Genomic DNA, 23,230 nt, shown 5'->3' with positions numbered 1-23,230 from the left:
CCCTTATGCGTGTGAAGTAGCTTTTTGTTCAGTGTTAGATTCAGCTTGTTGTGCTTTTGGTTTTTCAGCAGAAGCTGGCGCCGATGCTTTTGGTGTTTCAGTTTGAGGTTGATATGGTTTTGCAGAAACGGTTTGTCCTGCTTTTACTTTCGCAATACCATCCACCACAATTTTTTCACCCGTTTTAATACCTTCAGTCACGATCCAATTCTGCCCCTGAACACCCACTGTGGTTACAGGACGTGCCTCAATTGCCCCTTTCGCATCCACAATCATGGCCATTGCTTGACCAGTTGGGGTACGCGTAATTGCCGCTTGAGGAATTAAAATTGCATTAGGTATCACGCCTTGTACAATTTGCGCATTGGCAAACATACCTGGTAATAACAAGTGATTCGGATTTGGGAATACTGCACGAATTGTGACGGTCCCTGTTTCTGTATTTACACTGGCATCTGAGAATGCTAAGCGACCTTCAATTGGGTAGTAGCTACCATCTTCAAGTTTAAGTTTCACACGTGTGTTATTGCTGCTGTCCAAACTGCCTTTGCTGAGCTGCTGGCGTAGGCGTAACAATTCGGTGCTAGACTGGTTAATATCCACATAAATTGGATCTAAACGTTGAATCGTTACTAATGGATCTGCCTGATTCGCCGTTACAAGTGCACCTACCGTTACTGTTGAACGGTTAGTTTGACCAGAAATTGGAGAGCGAATGGTTGAATAACCTAAGTCTACTTCGGCATTTTTGACTTGTGCACGCGCAGCTGCAACTTGAGCATCAGCCACTCTAACTTGACCGACTAAATCATCATATTCTTGCTTCGAAACTGCATTGCTTGAAACCAGTTGTTGATAGCGATTGAGTTTTGTTTTCAGAGAGCTTAGGTTGGCTTCTTGTTGTAAGAGGGCAGCTTTTGCATTATCAAGTGCAGCTCGGTTTGTACGAGAATCTAACTCATAAAGTGCTTGACCTTCACGGACATAACTACCTTCGGCAAATAAGCGTTTCAGAATAATACCACTGGTTTGTGGGCGAACTTCTGATACTTCAAATGCTGTGGTTCTACCAGATAACTCTACAGACTGTTCGACGCTTTGCGGTTGCGCAACAATGATACCAACTTCTGTTGGCGGCATTTGTTGAGATGCACCAGCTTGCTGCGCATCTTTTTGATCTTTGCTACAACCAACAAGTGCAATACTTGTTGCTAATGCGCAAGCGGTGAGGGCCGGAGCCCAAAGCTTTGCAGACATCATTGTTTCACCTCGGTTAGATTATTATCTAAAAATTAATTTATTTTTGCTTCATAGAGTGTTGTAACACTATGTATAGCAGGGTAATCCAAATAAAACTTATGCCCCAACCTGCAAGAACATCAGAAGGAAAATGTACGCCCAAATATATTCTTGAGCACCCCATTAAAATGAACCATATAACTGCAAAACAATAAATATATGAGTATTTGGAGTGTTCACGGTATAAATAAATAACTAAACCACTTAAAGCAGCAGCATAAACACTGTGCGCACTTGGAAAAGAAGCACCATAACTTTGAACCAAATGAAATATTTCAGGTGGGCGTGGTCTTGCAATCCAGTATTTAAGTAGCCAAGCAACGGCTCCGCTTCCAACAAGTCCTAAACAAATTAGCAAAATATATGTGTATTTTTTATACCAAGTTAGATGGAAACACCATAAAGTGGTAAAAAAAAGTACAGCTGGCATCCCCCCAATTGCTGATAGTAGCGTTGTTATTTGGTTTAAACTTTCAGTACGATGATGACTTGCCCATTCGACAATAGCCAGATCAAATGAAAGCAAACTGGGAGTGTTTAAAATCAAGACACTGAAAAATAACAAAAAACAACCAATAATAAGCAACAAGTACGGCATGCATTAACCTCTTGTTCGTTTAACCGGACTCCCCCAGTTAACATTTGGGTCAAAGTGTACTTGTCAGTACACTTTTTTTCAAGCCTGTGTGAACTCGATTAAATTTCTCTATAGTAGAGTTGAAATATAACAAATCATTTACTTAAAGTTTTGTGAGTATTTGTAGTTTCGTCAACGACTAAAGGTGATTTTGGTGGCCAAAAGAAATCACTTGGACGTGTTAAAAAATGGGTCAGTACTAACTTTGCTAACGGTTTCCATTGCTCAAAACGAACGCGACGTGCCCTCAAAGCAACAATAATCGTGAGGGTGAAACTTACAAATAAGTTGGTTAAACCAATTAAAAGTACGCCTAAAAAAGATACAATAATTAGGCCAATATCAGGGCTATCATTAATATTCATGAGACCTTGTATAAAGTTGGCTGAGGCAAAGGCAATATGTCGAATATCTAAAGGGAGACCTAAAATAAAACCTAGAGTGCCCATGCTGCCGAGCATGATCCCAAAAATAAAATTACCCGCAAGCGCACCTAAATTTCGTTCTACATACTCTGCAAGCTTATTTAAGCGTTCTTGCCCTATATATAATTTCAATTTTTGATGTGCTTTAAGTCTAGGGCCAACTTTTCGGTAAACTGCCATATTATCGAAATATCCAGCAATTAACCCTGATAAGAACAGACATACCCCTGCAATGGCTGCATGTGGAATTGCTAAAGAGGTAAATGGATTTAAATCATGTAATGTTTTTGCCGCTTTGACATGATTCATTAACGGTTCATGTAGTCCTGTTTGCCATAGCCAAGCAATCAATGCCGCTGTTGGAATGGCTATAGAAATATTGCCAATAATTGCGATGAACTGGGTGCGAATAATATTAATAATTAAAGCGGCTAATTCAGCAATTTGAGCTGTCTTAGAGCCTTTGCGATGCTGTACGGTCGATGCAAGTGCGGCAGCGGTCATGGCCGGCTGTTTTGTTGCAACGGTACAATGTACAATATGAATAAGCATGAAACCAAAAGCATAATTCATGCTATACACAAACGCTTGCATAATCGGTGCCATGACTACACGAGAGGCTAAAGTTTTTAGGGTCGCCATGATGGCAATAATTACCCCAGCACCTGCAGCAGAGCGGTACATAGACCAAAAACTTTTTTTATCCGTACTTACATAGTGTTCACCCGTTTTACTTGCATTTTCAGTGACTTGTAATGCAATAAGTTCGCTATTGTTTGCCAACAAGGCTCGAACACTACGTTCATTGTAAATCGCTTGGCTAATATCGGTGAGCAGGCTTCCTATCGCGTGGTAACGAAGCTCATCTTCTTCAACAATGATTTGCAAAAGGAGTTCAACCCGATCAAGACATTGCTCTAATAATGAGAGCAAATAGGTGAGGCTGATACTCACCCCAATCCTTTTGGTGGCACGTCGAATTTTTAAAACGACTTCTCGACATTGATCAATCATGACCAAGGCTTGTGAAGCATCGGGTGGTGCAATGACCGCAAATTCATCCCGATTTTGATGCAATTTTTTATAATGTTGAATAAATTCAATAATCTCACGATTTTGTTCTAAAAATGGAGATTCGTATTCAGTCAGTTCAGGTTGAGCGTTAATAAATTCAGGGTATAAGCCAATGCCACTAATTCGATATGAAATTACGGTAATTGCTTTAATCAGCTCACTTTTAATTTTGAGCTTTTCTTTCTGATTGCTATGCCCTTGATTTAAAAGTTGAAATAGCTGCTGCCAATTTTTTTCAGAAATTTGATCTAGCCAGTATTGGTCATTCGGCTGATGAAACACTCGTCGAACCAGTTCTTGAAGTTGGGTTCCATCATGGATTAAGGGTAAAAAGTGAGCACCTACACGCTGAGCCAACTGATTCCAAAAACCATCAAGAGATAAAATGCCTGTATCGGCAAATAAACTGGTTTGTTTGTATTGATTGATTAGGCGTAGAAGAAAACTTTGTAAGGTAATTGCAGCATGGGGTGTAAGTAAAAGGATTTGAATAAATTGCTGAAATTTTTGTTCTATTTCATCTATGTTCTTACTGTCACTGGGTCGAATTTGATTGACCAGTTCAATCAGCAAAACATCATCAACAGCCTGAGAAAGCTCAAGCTGTTGCTGCATGTTTCGCAATACATCATTAAATTGTATATGCATAAGCAAATAAGTAAGTCTACTTTATTGAATTCGGTGTAAAGCCAATTGTGCCAAATTAGATAATGCTTGACGATATTGTGTATCAGGCAAGGCCATAAGTGCTGCTAAAGCAGCTTCCGTTTCTTCTGTGGCGCGTTTTCGGCAATAATCTAATGCGCCAGACTGTTGTACGATGTCGATGACTTGATCGAGTTGTGCTGTACCACCAGTTGCAATACTCTTACGAATAATTTGGTGGTGTTCACCTGTAGTAAGTTGTAGTGCTGAGATGAGAGGCAAAGTGGGTTTACCTTCCATTAAATCATCGCCAATATTTTTACCAAGCGTTTCAGCATCAGATGTGTAATCTAAAATGTCATCAATAATTTGGAAGGCATTGCCAAAATGGCCTGCAAATTTTCTGAGGGGTTCACGGTATTCTGGTGTACCTGTAAGGATAGCAGCCCCTTCAGTTGCTAACTCAAATAAACGTGAAGTTTTACCGTGGATAATATCTAAATACGTTTGTTCATTGGTATCAGGTTGATGTTGAGCTTGTAGCTGTAATACTTCACCTTCAGCAATTTCACAGGTTCCTGTAGAAAAGTCTTTTAATAACATCATATTGTTCAAATCGACCAGTAAATCGAAAGAACGTGAGATCAGAAAATCACCGACTAAAACTGCTGTTTGATTATTCCATGTTGCATTTGCGGTTGGACGACCACGACGTAAACCAGACTCATCGACAACATCATCATGCACAAGCGTTGCAGTGTGCAACATCTCAATAATGGCAGCTAATTTTCGTTGTTGTGCTAAATCTTCAGCACCACAGGCTTTGGCTGCGAGTAAGCACATAATCGGGCGCATGCGTTTTCCGCCTGCTTCAACCACGTGTTTACTGACTGCCATCACTAATGCCACTTTAGAGGTAATTCCTTCATTAATAAATGTATCCATCTCAGCAAAGTCTTGAGCTACAGGGGCGAGAATATCTTGCTTAAAATCGATGGCCATAGGAATAGAAACCTCTATTGGTTAAGTGATGTTTGCAAAGGTAGCGTCATTATCTATAGTGTAATCAAAAATTAGAATCAAAAAATGACACAGTAAACAGGATTACTGATGTTCGATAATTTAGACAGGTTGATTACCATAAATACGTAAACGATGTTTTGGATGACATCAAAAATGTATCTGCTGACTATAGTAGCGAATTGATTTTAAAAATCTATTCTTTATTACACAGTCGTATGTGTTTCATTCTATTTTAATTTAACATGTTAGCGCTGCAAAACAAACTTAGGGCTAAGTTTAGGTTTTTTTGTGTAAGTGGCTTGTTGTTTATGCAATAATCACTTAAAATCTGTCCCCTTGTATAACCCCAGTGGCGGTCGTTTTAAGATCGATATATCCCTTTATCGGCACGGCGACACGGGCAAGTTGGAGTACATTATGTACGCAGTAATCCAAAGCGGTGGTAAACAGCACCGTGTAGTTGAGGGTGAAACCCTTAAAGTTGAATTATTGAAAGCTGAAACTGGCGCGACTATTACGTTTGATGACGTATTAATGGTTGTTAATGGTGACAGCATTCAAATCGGTGCTCCAGTTGTAGCTGGCGCGAAAGTAACTGCAGAAGTGGTTGGTCATGGTCGTCACGACAAAATCCGTATCGTTAAGTTACGTCGTCGTAAACACTACCGTAAGCAAACTGGTCACCGTCAATGGTTTACCGAGTTAAAAATTACTGGTATCGCAGGCTAATCGCTAGGAGTATATAGACATGGCATCTAAAAAAGCCGGTGGCTCGACTAAGAACGGTCGTGACTCAAATCCTAAGATGTTAGGTGTTAAAATGTACGGTGGTCAAACTGTGACTGCTGGTAACATTATTGTTCGTCAACGTGGTACAGAATTCCACGCTGGTGCAAATGTTGGTATGGGTCGTGACCATACTTTATTTGCTACTGCTGACGGCGTAGTTAAATTTGAAGTGAAAGGTCAATTTGGCCGTCGCTATGTAACTGTTGAAACTGCATAAGTTTTAAAAGTTCAGAAAAACCCGCATTTTATGCGGGTTTTTTTATATTTTTTAGGTGGGTTTATTTTCAAAATGATTTAAGTTAAGCGCTGAACGGCAGCATTATTCTTCAAAACACTTTTCTTTACTAAGATATCTATAGTCACAAAATACCAAAAAATAGTGATGTACGTCACATTTATTTGAGCGTGTAATAGATGAAATAGGAGAAGGATAAGGAAGAAGGACATGAAAAAATTAAATCAAAATGTCTTCGGTGTTCCGAATAGTCAGATGACGAAAGCCTTAGAAAATAAGTTACAAAAAGAACAAAACCATATTAGTACTGCAGTATCTGCTGCCATGAATCTACAAGCACTTGAGCCAAATCATTATGTTCGTAAACAAAAGTTTGCTGTGCAAGTACTTCTTTTAAGTGCAATTTTAATGACAGCGAATACAAATGTTTTTGCAACCTCATGTAATTCTAATCAAGACACAGGGAGTTGTCCTGAGAGTGGAATACCAGGACCGACTGGTCCTACTGGTCCCGCTGGGGCTGATGGTTTAAGTGCATATGAAGTTGCTGTTGATAGTGGTTTTGTAGGTACTGAAGAACAATGGTTGGCATCACTTGTCGGAGCCACAGGCGCGACGGGTGCTACAGGGGCAACTGGTGAAACGGGTGCTACAGGCGCGACGGGAGCCACAGGTGCAACGGGAGCCACAGGTGAAACGGGTGCGACGGGTGCTACAGGCGCGACGGGAGCCACAGGCGCAACAGGAGCTACAGGTGCTCAGGGTATCCAAGGTGTAAAAGGTGATACTGGTGCGACGGGAGCCACAGGTGAAACGGGTGCTACAGGTGCGACGGGTGCTACAGGCGCGACGGGAGCCACAGGCGCAACAGGAGCTACAGGTGCTCAGGGTATCCAAGGTGTAAAAGGTGATACTGGTGCGACGGGAGCCACAGGTGCAACGGGAGCCACAGGCGCGACAGGTGCTACAGGAGCCACTGGTGCTACAGGTGCAACAGGAGCTACAGGTGCTCAGGGTATCCAAGGTGTAAAAGGTGATACTGGTGCAACGGGAGCCACTGGTGCTACAGGTGCAACGGGAGCCACTGGTGCTACAGGAGCTACAGGAGCTACAGGAGCTACAGGTGCTCAAGGTATCCAAGGTGTAAAAGGTGATACTGGTGCAACGGGAGCCACTGGTGCTACAGGTGCTCAGGGTATCCAAGGTGTAAAAGGTGATACTGGTGCAACAGGAGCCACTGGTGCTACAGGTGCTCAGGGTATCCAAGGTGTAAAAGGTGATACTGGGGCAACAGGTGCAACTGGAGCCACAGGTGCAATCGGTGCACAAGGGTTAAATGCTTATCAACAAGCTGTGGAAAATGGTTTTGATGGTACAGTGGTTGAGTGGTTGGCAAGCCTTAAAGGAGCCAATGGTACTACAGGAGCCAATGGTATTAGTGCTTATCAGTTAGCAGTAAACAATGGTTATGCTGGAACTATTACCCAATGGTTGGCAAGTCTGAAAGGTGCAAATGGAGCTGATGGTACAAATGGCATTACTCCAGAGGAAATGGCTGCTGCGGATACCACCATATTGAATCAAGCCAAAACTTATATAAACCAAGTTGGTCAGCAAACATTGAATGATGCAAAAGCTTATACTGATAGTCGAGTGAATGCATTGAATCGAGACCTGCGAGATTTGGAAGATCGGACATATGCTGCTGTAGCTTCTAGTATCGCAATTGCTTCTTTACCACAACCGACTGAAGCAGGTATGAGCATGGTGAGTGGCGGTGTTGGGTTCTGGGAAGGTGAGCAAGGTTATGCCTTCGGTGTAAGTGGTGTGACTGAAAATAATAAATATGTCTATAAAGTTGCGTTAACAGGTAATAGTCAAGGTGACTTCGGTGGCGGTGCATCTGTAGGCTACCAATGGAAATAAGTGTGAATTGATCTTAGTAGCTCAAGCAAAAAAGCTCCTGAACTTCAGGGGCTTTTTTGCATATGAGCTAAAAAAAGGTCTTCATCATGATGGATGTAGCACTACATTAAACATTAATATTTATACAAATCTTCTTATTTTCTCAATTATTAGCCGCTGGATTTGGTTTAAGATGGGGCTTTCAATAGATTGCGACATAGCAAATAAAAAAGGTGATGACATGAACATGCTTCGTAAAACCATGTGTGCTGTAGCATTGGGTGCAGTGACACTAGCGCCGATGATCAGTACTACTGTTTTTGCAGCACCTGTAGCGGCATCGGAGCAACAAGCAACTGCAAATTTGGTCAAGCAGTTAAGTGGTATTCAAAGTTTATCGGCTAATTTTGAGCAGACAACAAAGGCCTCAAGTGGTGCTAACAAGGCGCAAAAAAAAGGCTTAGCTGCGCAACATATGAACCAAACTTTTAAAGGGACGATGAAAGTTGCACGCCCAGGGAAATTCTATTGGGAGACAACCACACCAGCAAAACAAACCATCGTAACTTCAGGTAAAACAGTGTGGATTTACGACCCAGACCTACAACAGGCAGTTCGTCAAAGTCTAGATGAACAAGTCGCCAATACACCAGCGTTGTTATTATCGGGTAATACCAACCAGATTATGCAATCTTACCGCGTGACTCAACCGAATAAAGGAAAAACTTATTACACCCTTTATCCAAAGCGTGATGATGGTGCTTTCCAAAGTTTAACCATTAGTTTTGGTGGCAACAAAGCTCCGAATTTGATGATTTTACAAGACTCATTAGGTCAGACTACCTATGTGAAATTTAATAATGTTAAGGTGAATGCTGCAATTCCAGCATCGACTTTTAATTTTACTCCGCCAAAGGGTACAGATATTATTGATCAATAAATCTGAAAATCTATATCAAATGATGATTGATAAAAATGCAGCCTAAGTGCTGCATTTTTTACATTAATAATTCAATAAATGCTTCTGATTGAAATATTCATTTGAATAAGAAGTCCATACGTCGAGCTACATTTTGTAATTTCATCTTAAAGTTAGAGTTTGTATAGTGAAATACAACACTTGAGGATACTGAATATAAGGTTTATTTATGAATACTTACCAATTAAAACAACGAAATTTAGTTTTACCGCTGTTGTGTTCAGTGGTTTTATTTACAGGTTGTCAGCCGAAAGATGCTTCACAGAAATCTGTGGAAGCCAAAACTACAGCCACCGAAGCATCGGCTACGCAAGTCATTCCAGCAATTCAGGCAAAAGTCGTACCTGTTAAATTGGCTAAATCTGAAGCGTGTGAAACGGAAGGATGTACGCAATACGATATTCAAACGGTTGAAACCAATTTTAAATGGATTGATCAGTATTTTATGGATCGGATTAAAAAAGCCGACCCAATAGCATTTTCAGATCAACCTAACCAAAAAGTACGTATTGAGGAAGGTACACAGCCGGGTTTAAATCAAAGTTCGACTTATGTGCGTTATGTAGGGCAAAACGATAATTTCGCAACTTTTGCAATGCAAAGTTATAGCTATTCGGCTGGTGCGGCACATGGAATGTATCATCAAGAATTCATAAATTTTGATCTGAGCAAGAAAAAACGTTTAGCACTACAAGATGTTTTAATTAAAGGCGTTGATGCACAAGTTTTAGATGCACTGTATGACAATAACCAAAATTGGTTGCAAGAACACAATATAGAAAAGGCAAAGCTACAGCTTAGTGATAATTTTTATTATGGTGCAAATGGTTTGGTATTTGTGTATCCGCTTTATGAGCTAGCCTCTTATGCTGAAGGCATGAGTGAGTTGACATTGCCGTACTACACATTGAAAAAATTTGTACGCCCTGAATATTTACCAAGTTTGCCGCAATATCCTGAGCATTAAAATACGCATGAATAAGCCTAATTGATGGATTATTGCCTGAATGTGGTGATGCTAGAACGTTGCTGACTGTATTTTTTGGCATGAACAGCTTACACTATAGCCAGTTTTTTTCTTTAGTAAAGACTGGCTATGATCGACCCGAAATTAATCAGAACAAATATTGAGGCTGTAAATTTAGCCTTGGCAAAACGTGGCATTCAATTGGATGTAGCAGAGTGGGCATCATTAGAAGCTCGCCGTAAAGATTTACAATCTAAAACTGAAGCGTTACAAGCTGAGCGTAATGCGGGCGCAAAACAAGTTGGTCAAATTAAAAAATCTGGTGGCGATGCATCGGAAATCATGGCACGTATGGGTGCTATTGGTGATGAAATTAAAGCCGCTGAAGTTGCTTTAGCAGAATTACAAGCGGAACTTGAAGCAAAACTTCTTTCAATTCCGAATATGCCACATGAGTCTGTACCGGAAGGTAAAGACGAGAGTGATAATGTTGAAGTGTATACATGGGGTACACCACGTAGCTTTGATTTTGAGATTAAAGATCACACCGACCTTGGTGAATGGATGGGTGGTTTAGAGTTTGAAACTGCTACTAAATTAACGGGTTCTCGTTTTAGCGTCCTCAAAGGACCTTTAGCACGTTTACAGCGTGCTTTAACTCAATTTATGCTCGATACGCATACCTTGAAAAATGGTTATACTGAAGCCTATGTGCCATATTTAGTAAATGCTGATTCCTTACGTGGTACTGGACAACTTCCTAAATTTGAAGAAGATTTATTCAAATTACAGGGCGAAAAAGAATACTACTTAATTCCAACGGCTGAAGTGCCAGTCACCAACTTTGTCCGTGATGAAATTATTGATGCTGATCGTTTGCCATTAAAATATGCAGCGCACACGCCATGTTTCCGTAGCGAAGCTGGTTCTTATGGTCGTGATACGCGTGGTTTAATTCGTCAGCACCAATTTGACAAAGTTGAGATGGTACAAATTGTAAAACCAGAAGATTCTATGCAAGCCTTAGAAGAATTAACAGGTCATGCAGAAGGTATTTTGCAAGCGTTAGGCTTACCTTACCGTAAAATCACGTTATGTGGCGGAGATATGGGCTTTGGTGCAGCAAAAACTTACGACCTTGAAGTTTGGGTACCAAGCCAAAATACTTATCGTGAAATTTCTTCGTGCTCAAATATGTGGGATTTCCAAGCCCGTCGTATGAAAGCTCGTTACCGTGCCGATCAGAAGAAGACAGAATTTGTACATACTTTGAACGGTTCTGGATTGGCGGTAGGACGTACTTTATTGGCAGTGATGGAAAACTATCAACGTGCTGATGGATCGATTGAAATTCCAGCAGTATTGCGTCCATATATGGGTGGTGCTGAATACATCGATTAATTAATTATTCGATGGGTGTACATTTGTGCACGAAAATTGCTTTAGATGATCAGATGTAAATATTAGAGGTATTCCGTGGAGATATTTCCAATCTCTTTAAAGCTGCAACAGCAACCTTGTCTGATTGTCGGCGGTGGGCGTATCGCTTACCGCAAAGCGGTTTTATTGGCCAAAGCAGGGGCAATTCTGCATGTGATTGCACCTGTAATTGAACCAGATTTACTGACTTTGGTACAACAGACCCAAGGTCAGTATATTGCTACTGCTTTTAAAACACAGGTGAATGTACGTGATTATCGCCTTGTGATCGCTGCAACGAATGATGCTGTTGTCAATCAGCAGGTGTTTGAAGCATGTGAAGCGGAAAAGGTTCTTGTTAATAGTGTAGATGACCCTCCACATTGTCGCTTTATGGTTCCTGCCATTATTGATCGTTCACCATTGATTATTTCTGTGGCAAGCAATGGCACATCTCCTGTTTTATCTCGCCAAATTCGGACGCAGTTAGAAACCTTAATTCCGCATGGGATGGGTAAACTGGCGGAGTTTTCGGGTAAATGGCGTACGACAGTAAAGCAAAAAATTACCAATCCTGATGAGCGTCGCATTTTTTGGGAAGATTTGTATGCAAGTCCACTCAAAGAGAGGGTGTTTAATGGCAATGAGGCTGAAGCCGATCAACTAATTCAACAGGCATTACAAGAATGGAAAACTCCGAAAGGGGAAGTCTATTTGGTCGGTGCTGGACCTGGCGATCCTGAACTCTTGACCTTAAAAGCATTACGCTTAATGCAACAAGCAGATGTAGTCATTTATGACCGTTTGGTATCACAGCCGATTATGGATTTATGTCGTCGTGATGCAGAAAAAATATATGTAGGCAAAGCTCGTTCTAATCACTCAGTACCTCAAGAAGGTATTAATGCGTTATTGGTCAAATATGCGAGTCAAGGCAAACGTGTTTGTCGGCTAAAAGGTGGTGATCCATTTATTTTTGGTCGCGGTGGCGAAGAAATTCAAGAGTTGTTTGATGCAGGCATTACCTTCCAAGTGGTGCCAGGGATTACTGCGGCATCAGGCTGTTCAGCGTATGCAGGTATTCCACTGACGCATCGTGATTATGCGCAAAGTGTCCGTTTCTTAACAGGGCATCTCAAAGAAGGTTCGCCTGAGTTACCTTGGGATGAGCTGGTCTACGAGAATCAAACCTTGGTGTTATACATGGGCTTGGTCGGCTTGGAAAATACCTGTCAGCAACTGATTGCACATGGACAACGTCCTAATATGCCTGTTGCCTTGATTTCTAAAGGTACAACACCAGAGCAAAAAGTGGTTGTTGGTACTTTGGCGGATATCGCGAGTAAAGTGAGCGAACATCATATTCAAGCACCGACTTTAACCATCATTGGTGAGGTGGTGAGTTTACGTGAACAATTGAAATGGCAGTAACACGATTGCCATTGTTTCATTCCATCTGCTATTTATCTAAGATTGAATTGTTCTGATATGAACTGCTCATCGAAGATAGGGCAAAATTATTAAGTTGAGAAATGTTGTGATCCATGTTGTTTTATACGAGCCTGAAATTCCTGCCAACACAGGAAATATCATTCGTTTATGTGCCAATACTGGAGCGCAGCTACATTTGGTCAAACCTTTAGGTTTTGAGTTGGATGATAAAAAATTAAAGCGTGCTGGTTTGGATTATCATGAATGGGCACGCATGCAAATTTGGGACAATATTGAACAATGTCTTGAATTTCTAGCAGCACAAGGTGTGGATAAAGATGCTGTCTATCCTTTAACGACTAAAGGAACTGAAACACCACATACTTCTGATTTGAATCGACCAGTTGCATTATTAATGGGACCAGAAACACGTGGTTTACCTGAACATGTTCGTTTAGTGTTTCCACAGCAACATTGGATTCGTTTACCAATGGCAGCGAATTCTCGCAGTTTGAATTTATCTAATGCCACTGCGGTAATCGTCTATGAAGCATGGCGTCAGCAAGGTTTTAAGCAACTAGCAGAATAATAAAGTAACAAAAATAGCAGAGTCGATTTAAACCGACTCTGCTTGCTCTTGGCGCTGATCAAAACCCTGTCTTGATTTTAAGACTTTCCCCATATTGGCTTCGACCCAATCTTTCATTTGATAGGCATTTTGCACAAAATCTTTGCCTATTTCAGTCAGTGCATATTCAACACGAATGACATTGTCTTCATGAATGGTACGCGTTAAAAATCCATCACGTTCTAATATTTTTAATTTTTGTGAGAGTACTTTAGGTGAAATCCCTAGAATATTCTTTTTCAATTCATTGAAATGCTGAGATTCCTGATCTAGCGTATATACAATTAATAAGATCCATTTATCTGCAAATTTTTCAAAAAAAAGTCGTGCAGGACAGTCTGGGTGAAAAATATTAAATTTCAATGGTTTATTCATAAGTTACAAACCTCATCGATTGCATTTCGCCACTTAAATATCAATTTTTAGACCAGTTACCTTGTGGTAACTAATTGATACTAGGTTTCATAAGTGTATCATAAATGAATCAAGATTGCGCTACTGTTATCAATAAGGGCTGTATTGCAATCACCAATCATTATTTGGATGGTTATGCAATGAAAGTTACAGATGCTGTTGTTTTTGTTACAGGTGCTAATCGCGGACTAGGTTTAGCAATTGCACGTGAAGCACGTAAACAAGGTGCAAAAAAAGTCTATGTTGCCATGCGCCAAGTTGCAGGGTTTCAAGAAGAAGGTTTAATTCCTGTGCAACTTGATGTGAATGATGAGCAATCGATCCAGCGCGCAGCGCAAACCTGTGCTGATACGAATATATTGATCAATAATGCAGGCATTGCACTGTTAAATACGCATCCAGTAGACACCAATATTATTGATACAACCCATAAAATTTTAGAAACCAATTTGTTTGGCATGATGCGGGTTACGCAAATATTTTCGCCTATTTTGCAGCAGAAACAACAAGGTTATGTGGTGAATATTTTGTCGGATGTCTCTTGGGAGCCGAGTACCTCATTAACAGGTTATGCAATTTCTAAAGCTGCTGCATGGTCTTATACCAACTCATGTCGTCAATGGTTATCTCAGTTTCATATTCAGGTGATGGGTGTTCATGTTGGATTTATTGATACAGATTTAACCCGATCATTACCTCTTACTAAGTTTAGCCCTGAGTTTGTTGCGGAACAGATTTTTGAAGGGATTCAACAAAATGCTTATGAAGTGCTGATAGGTGAGAGAACCCAAAGTTTAAAACAAGGCTTGAGTGACGTCGTGGCAAGTTACGTCAAACTCAAACCCGATCAGATTTAAAGAAAAATCATGTGATTGCATGATTGTATTGAAGTTTAAAAATGTTTGATTTAAATAGAGGAAAACAAGATGTCTAATATTTCAGTGGTTTATTTTTCTGGTTATGGTCATACCAAAGTGATTGCACAAACCTTTGCTCAGGAAATTTCAGGAAATTTAATTGAAATTGATGCAAATGGTGATATTCAGGAACAGGATTGGGCGACACTTGATCAATCAGATGCGATTGTGTTTGGTGCACCTACCTATATGGGAACTGCCCCTTGGCAATTTAAAAAGTTTGCTGATGCAACATCGAAAAAATGGTTCACGAGCGAATGGCAAGACAAAATTTTTGGTGGATTTACCAATAGTGCCAGTTTAAATGGTGATAAACAGGTCACGTTAATTCAGTTACAAACTCTTGCTTCTCAGCATGGCGGAATTTGGGTGAGTTTGGGCTTATTGCCTGCAAATAGTAAATCAGCAACCCGTGAAGATGTAAATAATTTAGGTGGTTCGGTTGGCTTATTGGTCCAAACACCTTCAGATGCGAGTGTTGATGAAATTCCTGTAGGCGACCTCAAAACTGCTAAAGCTTATGCACAGCGTATTGCCAAGATTACTAACAAGTTTTTGGCATAAACCAACATAAAAAAAAGACGCATCAAGCGTCTTTTTTTACGAGAATTAATGATGATGATCATCAAATTCATTATGTTGCGGAGCTGGTTGTTTGAACCCTTTGGTTTTATAACCTAAGTATAAGATCCCAAACATTGCCCACCACAAACCATATTTCAAAGCAGTTTCTTCAATTTCAAGCCACATGGCAAAAATACTTAAGAAACCTAGCATTGGAATAACCACAAAATTAATAATTTCTTTGGCAGATTTTGTACGGCCATCACGTAGTGCATAACGTGAAATCACCGATAAATTCACAAAAGTAAATGCAGTTAAAGCACCAAAACTAATCATTGAAATTACAATATCAAGGTCCATAAAGCCTGCTGTTAAAGCAACTAAACCGACAATCAAAATATTGTAAGATGGTGTATATGTTCTTGGGCTGATATGACCAAATACTTTTTTATTGATGACGCCATCACGACCCATCACATACATCAAGCGTGATACGCCCGCATGTGCAGAAATACCTGATGCCATAACCGTCACAATTGCAAAATACAATACGGCTGTTTTGAAGGCTACACCGCCCACAGCTTGTAAGATATCTGGCTGAGTTGCTGCGACATCTTCAAAGTAAGTTTTAGGATCATTCGGGAAGTAAATTTGCATGAAATAAGTGCTGATGATGAAAATCACACCTGCAAATAATGCCGTCATGAAAATAGCTTTAGGTAGCGTTTTTTCAGTATCTTTGGTTTCTTCTGCTAAAGAACTTAAAGAGTCAAATCCTGTGAAAGAGAAGCAGAGTAAAGTTGCACCTGTAATTAATGCACCAACAGTGGTCATCTCGTTCCAAAATGGTTCAAGGCTCCAGAGCTGATATTTAGCATTAACCAAAGTGCCATCTGCATTCACGCCACCAGCCAGTAATTGATACACCATCCATGTAAAGTATGCAATTACACCCAACTGAACGAAAACAATCAGACTGTTAAAGTTGGCAACAAAACGCGCACCACGTAAGTTTACCCCTGTCATCAGTGCAGTAAGACCCACAACCCAAACCCAATGATTCACATCTGGAAATAACGCTTCTAAATAAATCACCGCCAGAACGATATTCACCATTGGCGATAATAAATAGTCTAACCATGATGACCAACCCACCATAAAACCGACATTAGGATGAATAGATTTTTGGGCGTAGGTATAGGCAGAACCAGAAGAAGGGTAGCGACGGATCATGTGCCCGTAACTTACTGAAGTAAATAGAATTGCAACCAAGGCAATAATATAAGAGGTCGGAACATGATAATGGCTTTCTTCAGATACTAACCCGAAAGTATCAAACAAGGTCATTGGCTGAATATATGCTAAGCCAATAATGACGATGTGCCAAAATCCAAGCGTTTTTTGCAGTTTAGCTGCCGATTGAGTCCCAGAGTTATTTGTCAACGGCGTTATCCTCTTAATCGTTGATCAAGGATCAGTCATGTTTATAAGGATCGTTTGAGACGAACGATCCCCCCTACGAATAAAATAAAGTGCGCCAATCTATCCTAAATTGATGTCACTTGTCAGTAATTTTGTAGAATTTTTAGCAAATTCTCTGCCAAATAGGTAAAAATTAGATGACTCATGTGTCATTTATAAAAAAGCCCGATGTTGGAACATCAGGCTTTTAATTTATTGAATTTCTACCATGCTTTTTGAAGGATAGATCTTAAATCTTCAAAGGATGCTTCTTTTGGATTATAGATGATGGAACCATCGTTTAAGGCTTTTTCAGCCACTTCATCTAATTGAGCTTCGGTGACTTTACCCGTTTCTTGTAGCGTTCTTGGTAGTTTAGTCAGGCTGAACAAGCGGTCACGCATGGTTTGAATGGTCGTGATGGCTTTATCTGCACGTAAATGTGCTGGGGTTTGTGCATAAATATCTGCTCCTGCAAGAGGAAGGAGTAGATCTGCGATTTTGTCGCCATTCACTTCTTTGTTGTATTCGAGTACATAAGGCAAGAATAGATTCATGCATAGGCCGTGGGGGAGGTGAGCAACAGCACCGAGCGCATGGCCTAAAGAATGAACCAGACCGACCATAGAATTAGAGAAAGCAATGCCTGCCATTGTAGATGCTTGCGCCAGTTCTAAACGACCTTGTGAATCATTAAGGTTATCTAAAACATTAAATAAATTAGTGCTAATTTTCTTAATCGCAGCCGTTGCATAAGCATCACTGATCGGGTTGGCTGCCATGCACGTGTAGGCCTCAATTGCATGAGTAAGTGCATCCATTGCCGTCATCGCAGTTAAATGCGGTGGCAAAGTAAGCGTCATGCGTGGATCAAGAATTGCAGCATGCGGCATAAGGTAGTATGAAGCAAATGCCATTTTTACATTCTTGGCTGTGTCGGATACAACTGCAACCATGGTCACTTCAGAACCTGTGCCTGATGTGGTTGGAATTACAAAGAAAGGTTTTAAAGGCTTAGGTAAGTTGTGTGCACCTGAATATTGCAGTAAATCATCACCGCCTTCACTGACTAAAATATTAGTGGCTTTCGATGTATCAATCACAGAGCCACCACCAACGGCAATAATCGCATCACATTGGTTTTCACGATATAAAGCAGCGGCACGACGCACAGTATCTAAACTTGAATCTGGGGGTACATCATCAAAAATACAGCCAATCACTGCATCGGTCGATTCAAAAGCAGCTTCAATAGGGGCTAATAATTTGTTACCACGTACGCCTTTGTCGGTAATGATCATAGGGCGTTTGGCGCCTAAAGTCGCAAGTTCAAAAGGAATATGCTCTAATGCAGCATTACCTGCAATAACTTTAACTGGGCAAAAAAATTCATAATAAGGCTTTGCCATGTTATGCACTCCGTTTGAAATATGATTGAGCCACTTTAAGATAAATATTGGCTGCACCAGTCAGCTTTTCTTTTAGGCTAAGTTCGTGTGGGTATTGTTTAACAGCAAGTTCAGCCAGTAATTTTGGTAAAATCAACGCTTCCATTTTATTCAAGCAACGAACTAAACGAATAGCATAAGATAAATCGCCATCGGCAATCATTCGGTCATTGGCAAATGCTTGAGCGGTACTTTCCTGAAAAGAAAAGACTAAAAAGGCATGACTGAGATGCTTGAAGGTAATAGTGAGGTCTGGTTTTTGCTCAGTGTCATTCAATAATAACAATTGATGATCATCGGTGACTTTGGCAATAAAAGCGGGACCATGCGGGAATACTTTCATGGACAATACGAAATTTGCAGGGAATTTTGCAACTTCCTGCCGAACTTCATCATCTACCTGACTTGCCATAACCAATCCTCTGCCAATCACATCCATCATGAGTTTGACATAGGCGAGCTGTAAAGCAGGTTTTACTGATTTGTTTAAAATCACTTGCTTATCCCTTAGTTTTAGAGTCTTTTATTTTATTTAGAGTAAATACTCTAATTTATTTTACTACGTAAAGTAAAGTGCTTATTGTTGAACAATTTGAACTTTATTAAAGTACCCGCTGTTTTCTAAAGTTTCAATGATATCGACGCATAAGTTTTCAAAACTTGGTGGGTTTTGTTGAATTAAGTCATGAATGCGTACCATTTCTAAGCCTGCATAACCACATGGATTAATGGTGTGAAAACCGGCCAAATCACAATTAATATTGAGTGCTAGTCCGTGATAACTGCGCCCACGACGAATTTTAAACCCCAAAGAGCCTATTTTACGCTCATTTACATACACGCCAGGTGCATCGGGTTTGGCATAGGCTTCAATCCCGTATTTTTTCAACAACTCAATCATCAAGTTTTCTGCATACGACACCAGCGTTCGCACATTCCAACCAAGACGATTTAAATCGAACATGAAGTAAGCCACCAATTGGCCTGGGCCATGCCATGTTACTTGCCCCCCTCGATCTGTTTGTACTACAGGAATGTTTGAAGGAATTAAAATGTGTTCTGGTTTGCCTGCTTGACCTTGGGTGAGTACATCGGGATGTTGTAATAACCATAGTTCGTCAGGCGTTTCAGCATCGCGCTGTTCGGTCAATTGTTTCATGTCCTGAAAGCGATCGGCATAAGGGGTAAGCTGAGTAAATTGACGAATGATTAAAGTCGGTTTGAGTACAGCATCAGTCACGTCGACAGCATCCTTAACAAGATTTGAATGTGAACTAAATTATAAGCTGAGCAGAGTCGGATAGGGAGATATATCTGAAATGGAATAAAAATTGATATAAAAAAAACACGCAGTTCGCGTGTTTTTTTAGTACTTAAAGTGCAGTTTTAATTAACGGGCAAGCCGCAAGATCTGCATATAACTGATGAACTTGTTCTAGTTCTTCAAAGCGTAATTGCGCAGTGAGAGAGTGATATTTACCTGTCCGTGATGGTTGTACTTGGATCGATTCACCATCAAATTCAGGGAAATGTTTTACTAAAATTTCAACGACTGCTACATGTAACTCAGTGCCAGCAAGACCAATGAGTTTAATCGGGTAGTCCATTGGGAACACCCAAAGATGTTCTTGTAATTCACGAGATGGTGTGCGGTCTAACATAGTCATGAGCGTCAGTCCCCCTTTTATTTCAAACGCCTGCGAGAGTGCAGGCGTTAGGTGTTGCTCTTAAATACATAATGGAGACAAGTGATAAAATTTCAAGCCTCCATCGTATCTTTACAAATTAGTCATTTTCTAGGAATGAACGTAAATGTTCAGAACGAGAAGGATGACGTAACTTACGAAGTGCTTTAGCTTCAATCTGACGAATACGTTCACGTGTTACATCAAACTGTTTGCCCACTTCTTCCAATGTATGGTCGGTTGGCATATCAATACCAAAACGCATTTTCAAGACTTTCGCTTCACGTTCAGTCAAGTTTTCAAGCACTTCACGGGTTGCTTCTTTAAGACCTTCTGAAGTTGCAGCATCGACTGGAGAGGTGATGTTGCTGTCTTCAATAAAGTCTCCTAAATGCGAATCTTCGTCATCACCAATTGGCGTTTCCATAGAAATCGGTTCTTTGGCAATTTTGAGGACTTTACGAACTTTAACTTCGTCCATTTCCAAACGTTCACCGAGTTCTTCAGGTGTAGGCTCACGCCCCATTTCTTGAAGAAGCTGACGAGATACACGGTTGATCTTGTTGATGGTTTCGATCATGTGTACAGGGATACGGATGGTACGTGCTTGGTCGGCAATCGAACGAGTAATCGCCTGACGAATCCACCACGTTGCATAGGTCGAGAATTTATAACCACGACGGTATTCAAACTTATCTACTGCTTTCATCAAGCCGATGTTACCTTCTTGAATCAAGTCCAAGAATTGTAAGCCACGGTTGGTATATTTTTTGGCAATCGAAATAACCAAACGAAGGTTGGCCTCAACCATTTCCTTTTTCGCACGACGTGCTTTCGCTTCACCAACTGCCATTCGTTTAGAAATGTCTTTAATGTCTTTAACATTCAAGCCCAAATCTTTTTCGATATCGGCAATTTTTTGTTGGAAAGCAAGCACATCAGGACGAACTTTTTCCAAATGGGCTTTATGTTCAGCAGGGGCTTTGGCAATTTGTTCATCTAACCAAGCAAAGTTAGATTCTTGACCTGGGAATGATGTACGGAATTGAGTACGATCCATACGACCACGACGAACCGCATAGCGCATCACTTCACGTTCCGAGGTACGAATTTGGTCATGGGTGCCACGGATCATTTCTGAAATGATATCAAATAGACGCGGAGTAAATTTGAACATCATGAACACAGTTGCAAGGGCTTCAAGTGCCGCTTTAGCTTCGTCGCTATTACGACCATGTTTAGCAATTACCGTTTTGGTTTGTTCCCAAGCATTTGAAAGTTCTGCAAAGCGCACTTTCGCAACTTCAGGATCTGGACCTGAATCACCTTCAGAATCGTCATCACCTTCAGACTCTTCATCTTCGTCATCGTCATCCAGTTTTACGTCTTTAGTTGACTTGGTTGAAGCCTCTTCTTCATCTTCAATTTCTTCAGCTTCATCTTCTAAGACTTCTGGAATGTCATCATCGGTTTCAGGGTCTAAATAGCCTGATAAAATATCTGCAAGGCGACGTTCGCCTTCTAGAAAATCATTATATTCTTGTAAAACGACTTCAACTGCATTTGGCCAGTAAGCAATAGAATGCAGAACATCACGAATACCTTCTTCGATACGTTTCGCGATGCTAATTTCACCCTCACGGGTTAAAAGCTCAACCGTACCCATTTCACGCATATACATACGTACAGGGTCAGTGGTACGACCAGGTTCGTTTTCTACAGAGGCAAGAACGGCAGCAGCTTCTTCTTCTGCAACTTCATCGGCAGCTTCTGCATTGTCTTCGAACATTGTATCGTCAGATTCGGGTGCACGTTCGTGTACAGGAATACCAACGTCTTGAAGCATCTGAATAATGTCTTCAATCTGTTCGCTTTCAGTAATCGAGTCTGGGAGATGATCGTTAACCTCGGCATAAGTTAAGTAACCTTGTTCTTTGCCTCGGCTAATCAGAGCCGCTACTTGCGAAGTAGGGGAAGTCATATCGCTCATCTTTGCTCACTCTTGGTTGAATCTGTGACTGTGAAAAACCGTGCTGGATAGCTCAGTTTGCTTCATAAAATTATCTATAAACTGCAATCTATCTCATCAGGAATAATCAGCCAATAAAGCCGCCTGATAAAATATTCAATATAAATTTAAGGATAAAGATGGGGGTGAAATTGTTATTTTCAAGTTCATCCCCTGCGCTTGTCAGTTCAAAATTCAAAACGTAGAATCAAAATTCATTTTGAATTTAATGTCAAAAAACTAAAAGACGCAGGGTGGATTATATCATGCCATAAAAACTGGTTAAAAAGAAAGGCTAAAACTCCAATTAAATGCAATAAATTTAAATAAAACTTGACAAGGTTTCGGAAGAACGATAAATAGCGCCTAGACCCATTATATTTTTATTCTGAGGTAGTTTGAGTGTCTTCAACAGATTTTGAATTAGATGATAACTACGGTGATGATGACGTCAATTTTGACGAGGCATCAGGCAAGATTAGCGCAAAAGAGTCGCTGGAAAAACGTCGATTAATTGATGACCTACTCGCACAACGCCGTTTAGAGCGCGAGTTAAAAGATTTTGATTATGATATAGACGATGACGACGATTTCGATGATGAGGATGATTAAAACTCACGATGAGAATCGCGTGTTGAAAATGTTATGCTACGTCTTACAATTTTAAGCTTGGATATAAAATGAGTGCTTTAGATTTAGACCTATTGAGTGAATATCTAGATGGTGACCAAAATGAGCATGGTCTAGATTTCGCAGCGACTCATGGTTTTTTATGTGCAATTGCTGTTGGTCCGCAATTTGATCGCTGGTTGGATGAACTTTTTGAAGGTAATCAGAAAAAAGTTCCTGCTGAGATTATTGCACAAGTTAAATCTTGGCTAGACAGTATTCGTCAAAATTTGGCGAATGAGGAAGGAATTGAATTTCCTTTTGAAATTGAAGAAGCTGACGTAGAGTCAAGCTTAGGGGACTGGAGTGTCGGCTTTGTCGATGCGATGTTCTTAAATGAAGAAGCATGGTTTGCACCAGAATACGAAGAACAATTGGTTGATTTAACTTTACCAATCATGGTGTTCAGTGGTATCGACGAAGAAGATCCGCAAATGGAATCATTCCGTCGTAATGGTCAATTGATGGATGAGTTAGCGGAAGAAATTCCAGATAATTTGAACGAATTATATTTGATGTATCATACACCAGCCTAATACATCATGATGTTCGACTGTTCGTGAAATATTTGATTTATCGTAAGATAAAAAACGTCCCTAGTGGACGTT

23 protein-coding genes are annotated in these 23,230 nt (G+C 40.4%); 12 read left to right on the top strand and 11 right to left on the bottom strand.

The window, feature by feature from the left end; genetic code table 11:
* Positions 1–3 precede the first annotated feature (3 nt).
* The 4 genes from MP622_RS09935 to sdsA all read right to left on the bottom strand — a co-directional run bounded on the left by MP622_RS09935 (position 4) and on the right by sdsA (position 5,082).
* Positions 4–1,260: an efflux RND transporter periplasmic adaptor subunit gene (locus MP622_RS09935; protein WP_243790743.1), complete on the bottom strand. Its 1,257-nt coding sequence runs from the start codon at positions 1,258–1,260 to the stop codon at positions 4–6.
* A 37-nt stretch (positions 1,261–1,297) separates the two neighbouring features.
* Complete coding sequence (locus tag MP622_RS09930; protein WP_243790741.1) at positions 1,298–1,897, bottom strand: phosphatase PAP2 family protein; 600 nt, start codon at positions 1,895–1,897, stop codon at positions 1,298–1,300.
* Between the two features lie 134 nt (positions 1,898–2,031).
* Complete coding sequence (locus MP622_RS09925; RefSeq protein WP_243790739.1) at positions 2,032–4,083, bottom strand: site-specific recombinase; 2,052 nt, start codon at positions 4,081–4,083, stop codon at positions 2,032–2,034.
* 21 nt (positions 4,084–4,104) lie between these two features.
* The gene (sdsA, locus tag MP622_RS09920; RefSeq protein WP_016165769.1) at positions 4,105–5,082 is read right to left on the bottom strand and encodes an All-trans-nonaprenyl-diphosphate synthase; all 978 of its coding nucleotides are present in this window, start codon (positions 5,080–5,082) and stop codon (positions 4,105–4,107) included.
* Positions 5,083–5,520: 438 nt separating this feature from the next.
* On the opposite strand from sdsA, the gene rplU reads away from it, so the two are divergent.
* The 8 genes from rplU (at position 5,521) to MP622_RS09880 (ending at position 13,417) form a co-directional block, all read left to right on the top strand.
* Positions 5,521–5,832, top strand: coding sequence for a 50S ribosomal protein L21 (gene rplU, locus MP622_RS09915; RefSeq protein ID WP_016165770.1), 312 nt, complete (start codon positions 5,521–5,523; stop codon positions 5,830–5,832).
* 19 nt (positions 5,833–5,851) lie between these two features.
* Positions 5,852–6,109 carry a 50S ribosomal protein L27 gene (gene rpmA, locus MP622_RS09910; protein WP_044740894.1) on the top strand — a complete coding sequence of 86 codons (258 nt, stop codon included), beginning with the start codon at positions 5,852–5,854 and terminating at the stop codon, positions 6,107–6,109.
* A 228-nt stretch (positions 6,110–6,337) separates the two neighbouring features.
* Positions 6,338–8,053, top strand: a complete 1,716-nt coding sequence (locus tag MP622_RS17405; protein WP_279577663.1) for a YadA C-terminal domain-containing protein — start codon at positions 6,338–6,340, stop codon at positions 8,051–8,053.
* 220 nt (positions 8,054–8,273) lie between these two features.
* Positions 8,274–8,972, top strand: a complete 699-nt coding sequence (lolA, locus tag MP622_RS09900) for an outer membrane lipoprotein chaperone LolA (RefSeq protein ID WP_044737328.1) — start codon at positions 8,274–8,276, stop codon at positions 8,970–8,972.
* A 208-nt stretch (positions 8,973–9,180) separates the two neighbouring features.
* A complete protein-coding gene (locus MP622_RS09895; protein WP_243790738.1) occupies positions 9,181–9,978 on the top strand; it encodes an RsiV family protein in 798 nt (265 codons plus the stop codon).
* A gap of 129 nt (positions 9,979–10,107) precedes the next feature.
* Positions 10,108–11,379, top strand: a complete 1,272-nt coding sequence (serS, locus tag MP622_RS09890; protein WP_016165776.1) for a serine--tRNA ligase — start codon at positions 10,108–10,110, stop codon at positions 11,377–11,379.
* Positions 11,380–11,454: 75 nt separating this feature from the next.
* Positions 11,455–12,828 (top strand): siroheme synthase CysG, encoded by a 1,374-nt coding sequence (gene cysG / locus MP622_RS09885; protein ID WP_243790736.1) that lies wholly within the window; start codon positions 11,455–11,457, stop codon positions 12,826–12,828.
* Positions 12,829–12,934: 106 nt separating this feature from the next.
* On the top strand, positions 12,935–13,417 hold the full coding sequence (locus MP622_RS09880; RefSeq protein ID WP_243790734.1) for a tRNA (cytidine(34)-2'-O)-methyltransferase: 483 nt from the start codon (positions 12,935–12,937) through the stop codon (positions 13,415–13,417).
* 27 nt (positions 13,418–13,444) lie between these two features.
* Here MP622_RS09880 and MP622_RS09875 read toward each other — a convergent pair whose 3' ends face one another.
* On the bottom strand, positions 13,445–13,831 hold the full coding sequence (locus MP622_RS09875) for a helix-turn-helix domain-containing protein (RefSeq protein ID WP_243790732.1): 387 nt from the start codon (positions 13,829–13,831) through the stop codon (positions 13,445–13,447).
* A 179-nt stretch (positions 13,832–14,010) separates the two neighbouring features.
* On the opposite strand from MP622_RS09875, the gene MP622_RS09870 reads away from it, so the two are divergent.
* Together MP622_RS09870 and MP622_RS09865 are read left to right on the top strand one after the other, a co-directional pair.
* A complete protein-coding gene (locus MP622_RS09870; RefSeq protein ID WP_243793503.1) occupies positions 14,011–14,727 on the top strand; it encodes an SDR family NAD(P)-dependent oxidoreductase in 717 nt (238 codons plus the stop codon).
* 69 nt (positions 14,728–14,796) lie between these two features.
* Positions 14,797–15,351, top strand: a complete 555-nt coding sequence (locus tag MP622_RS09865; protein ID WP_243790730.1) for a flavodoxin family protein — start codon at positions 14,797–14,799, stop codon at positions 15,349–15,351.
* 45 nt (positions 15,352–15,396) lie between these two features.
* On the opposite strand, the gene MP622_RS09860 is transcribed toward MP622_RS09865, so the two are convergent.
* From MP622_RS09860 to rpoD, 6 genes are all read right to left on the bottom strand, one after another.
* On the bottom strand, positions 15,397–16,794 hold the full coding sequence (locus MP622_RS09860) for an APC family permease (protein ID WP_016165782.1): 1,398 nt from the start codon (positions 16,792–16,794) through the stop codon (positions 15,397–15,399).
* Positions 16,795–17,036: 242 nt separating this feature from the next.
* The gene (locus MP622_RS09855) at positions 17,037–18,221 is read right to left on the bottom strand and encodes an iron-containing alcohol dehydrogenase (RefSeq protein ID WP_243790729.1); all 1,185 of its coding nucleotides are present in this window, start codon (positions 18,219–18,221) and stop codon (positions 17,037–17,039) included.
* Position 18,222: 1 nt separating this feature from the next.
* Positions 18,223–18,756 (bottom strand): hypothetical protein, encoded by a 534-nt coding sequence (locus tag MP622_RS09850; RefSeq protein ID WP_044737322.1) that lies wholly within the window; start codon positions 18,754–18,756, stop codon positions 18,223–18,225.
* An 81-nt stretch (positions 18,757–18,837) separates the two neighbouring features.
* Complete coding sequence (gene lipB, locus MP622_RS09845) at positions 18,838–19,500, bottom strand: lipoyl(octanoyl) transferase LipB (protein ID WP_016165785.1); 663 nt, start codon at positions 19,498–19,500, stop codon at positions 18,838–18,840.
* Positions 19,501–19,633: 133 nt separating this feature from the next.
* Positions 19,634–19,921 carry a DUF493 domain-containing protein gene (locus MP622_RS09840; protein ID WP_243793501.1) on the bottom strand — a complete coding sequence of 96 codons (288 nt, stop codon included), beginning with the start codon at positions 19,919–19,921 and terminating at the stop codon, positions 19,634–19,636.
* Between the two features lie 124 nt (positions 19,922–20,045).
* Positions 20,046–21,935, bottom strand: a complete 1,890-nt coding sequence (gene rpoD / locus MP622_RS09835) for an RNA polymerase sigma factor RpoD (protein WP_016165787.1) — start codon at positions 21,933–21,935, stop codon at positions 20,046–20,048.
* 420 nt (positions 21,936–22,355) lie between these two features.
* Here rpoD and MP622_RS09830 point away from each other — a divergent pair, with 420 nt between their 5' ends.
* Both MP622_RS09830 and MP622_RS09825 read left to right on the top strand, forming a co-directional pair.
* On the top strand, positions 22,356–22,565 hold the full coding sequence (locus MP622_RS09830; RefSeq protein ID WP_016165788.1) for a hypothetical protein: 210 nt from the start codon (positions 22,356–22,358) through the stop codon (positions 22,563–22,565).
* A 68-nt stretch (positions 22,566–22,633) separates the two neighbouring features.
* The gene (locus tag MP622_RS09825; RefSeq protein ID WP_044737323.1) at positions 22,634–23,158 is read left to right on the top strand and encodes a YecA family protein; all 525 of its coding nucleotides are present in this window, start codon (positions 22,634–22,636) and stop codon (positions 23,156–23,158) included.
* Positions 23,159–23,230: the final 72 nt, after the last annotated feature.

This window comes from Acinetobacter sp. PK01 (genome assembly GCF_022819285.1).
GTDB classification, from domain to species: Bacteria; Pseudomonadota; Gammaproteobacteria; order Pseudomonadales; family Moraxellaceae; genus Acinetobacter; species Acinetobacter tandoii.
This window is presented reverse-complemented; position numbering and strand designations above follow the sequence as displayed.

Bases quoted from the DNA above. Each gene is read 5' to 3' on its own strand.
- MP622_RS09935 (WP_243790743.1), bottom strand. From the start codon at position 1,260: ATGATGTCTGCAAAGCTTTGGGCTCCGGCCCTCACCGCTTGCGCATTA.
- MP622_RS09930 (WP_243790741.1), bottom strand. From the start codon at position 1,897: ATGCCGTACTTGTTGCTTATTATTGGTTGTTTTTTGTTATTTTTCAGT.
- MP622_RS09925 (WP_243790739.1), bottom strand. From the start codon at position 4,083: ATGCATATACAATTTAATGATGTATTGCGAAACATGCAGCAACAGCTT.
- sdsA (WP_016165769.1), bottom strand. From the start codon at position 5,082: ATGGCCATCGATTTTAAGCAAGATATTCTCGCCCCTGTAGCTCAAGAC.
- rplU (WP_016165770.1), top strand. From the start codon at position 5,521: ATGTACGCAGTAATCCAAAGCGGTGGTAAACAGCACCGTGTAGTTGAG.
- rpmA (WP_044740894.1), top strand. From the start codon at position 5,852: ATGGCATCTAAAAAAGCCGGTGGCTCGACTAAGAACGGTCGTGACTCA.
- MP622_RS17405 (WP_279577663.1), top strand. From the start codon at position 6,338: ATGAAAAAATTAAATCAAAATGTCTTCGGTGTTCCGAATAGTCAGATG.
- lolA (WP_044737328.1), top strand. From the start codon at position 8,274: ATGAACATGCTTCGTAAAACCATGTGTGCTGTAGCATTGGGTGCAGTG.
- MP622_RS09895 (WP_243790738.1), top strand. From the start codon at position 9,181: ATGAATACTTACCAATTAAAACAACGAAATTTAGTTTTACCGCTGTTG.
- serS (WP_016165776.1), top strand. From the start codon at position 10,108: ATGATCGACCCGAAATTAATCAGAACAAATATTGAGGCTGTAAATTTA.
- MP622_RS09875 (WP_243790732.1), bottom strand. From the start codon at position 13,831: ATGAATAAACCATTGAAATTTAATATTTTTCACCCAGACTGTCCTGCA.
- MP622_RS09870 (WP_243793503.1), top strand. From the start codon at position 14,011: ATGAAAGTTACAGATGCTGTTGTTTTTGTTACAGGTGCTAATCGCGGA.
- MP622_RS09865 (WP_243790730.1), top strand. From the start codon at position 14,797: ATGTCTAATATTTCAGTGGTTTATTTTTCTGGTTATGGTCATACCAAA.
- MP622_RS09855 (WP_243790729.1), bottom strand. From the start codon at position 18,221: ATGGCAAAGCCTTATTATGAATTTTTTTGCCCAGTTAAAGTTATTGCA.
- MP622_RS09840 (WP_243793501.1), bottom strand. From the start codon at position 19,921: ATGTTAGACCGCACACCATCTCGTGAATTACAAGAACATCTTTGGGTG.
- rpoD (WP_016165787.1), bottom strand. From the start codon at position 21,935: ATGAGCGATATGACTTCCCCTACTTCGCAAGTAGCGGCTCTGATTAGC.
- MP622_RS09825 (WP_044737323.1), top strand. From the start codon at position 22,634: ATGAGTGCTTTAGATTTAGACCTATTGAGTGAATATCTAGATGGTGAC.